At 70.6% G+C, this 1,018-nt stretch carries 1 protein-coding gene and 1 pseudogene; both read right to left on the minus strand.

Annotation, left to right across the window (positions count from 1 at the left end; genetic code table 11):
* Positions 1–769, minus strand: a 769-nt coding sequence (locus PSD17_RS24640) for an acyl-CoA dehydrogenase family protein (protein WP_339124706.1), incomplete at its 3' end; no start/stop codon positions are given.
* Between the two features lies 1 nt (position 770).
* Positions 771–1,018: pseudogene (locus PSD17_RS24645) on the minus strand (CoA transferase); the annotation flags it as partial.

Genomic DNA, 1,018 nt, shown 5'->3' on the forward strand with positions numbered 1-1,018 from the left:
GGGCCACACCGACGCTGCGAGCGGCGATGTTGATCCGGCCGGTCTCCAACGCCGACAACGCCTGCTGCAGCCCGCGGCCCTCGACCCCACCGAGCAGCTGCGACGCCGGGACCCGCACGTCGGCGAGCACGACCTCGCACGACTCGGTGCCCTTGTAGCCGAGCTTGCCGATGTCGGCGGTGACCTCGAAACCCGCCGAGTCCGCCTCGACCAGCAGGATCGACATTCCCTTGTGCGCGGGCGCCGCGGCCGGGTCGGTCTTGACCAGCACCGGCAACGGATCGGCGTGACGGGCGTTGGTGATCCACATCTTGGTGCCGTTGACGACGTAGTCGTCCCCGTCGCGCTTCGCGACGGTCGTGATGCCCTGCAGATCGGTCCCCGCACCCGGCTCGGTCAGCGCGATGCCGGTGCGGCGCGCACCCGTCGCCAGCTCGGGCAGGTACTTCTGCTTCTGCTCCTCGGTCCCGTGATGGGCCAGCATCCAACTCGACACCGAGTGGCTGCCCAGGATCCCCGCGATGCCCATCCAGCCGCGCGAGATCTCCTCGAACGTCAACGCGAAACTCACGTTGTCCGCGCCCAGCCCGCCGTACTCCTCCGGGATCACCAGACCGAACAGGCCCAGCTCGCGCATCCCCGCGACGATCTCGGTCGGGTAGCGGCCCTCCCGTTCCCAGTCACGGGCGACCGGCACGATCTCCCGGTCGACGAACTCGCGCAACGTCTGCCGGAACAGCCGCTGCTCGTCGTTCAGCCCGAAGTCCATCTCAGTCCTTCCCCATGTCGGTCGCGCCGAGTGCACCGGATGCGCGTAGTACCGCGATCCGGTCGTCGTCGTAGCCGAGCCCGCGCAGCACCGACTCGGTGTGCTCGCCCATCGCCGGCGCCGCGCGGGTCGGCGCCCGGTCCTCGCCCGGCGGCCCGACGCGCACCGCGGACCGCAGCGATCTCACCGTCCCGAACCGGGGATGCGACGTCTCCGCCACGAGCTCACGCGACAGGGTGTGCGGGTCGG

This window comes from Pseudonocardia sp. D17 (assembly GCF_036984265.1).
Taxonomy (GTDB): Bacteria; Actinomycetota; Actinomycetes; order Mycobacteriales; family Pseudonocardiaceae; genus Pseudonocardia; species Pseudonocardia benzenivorans.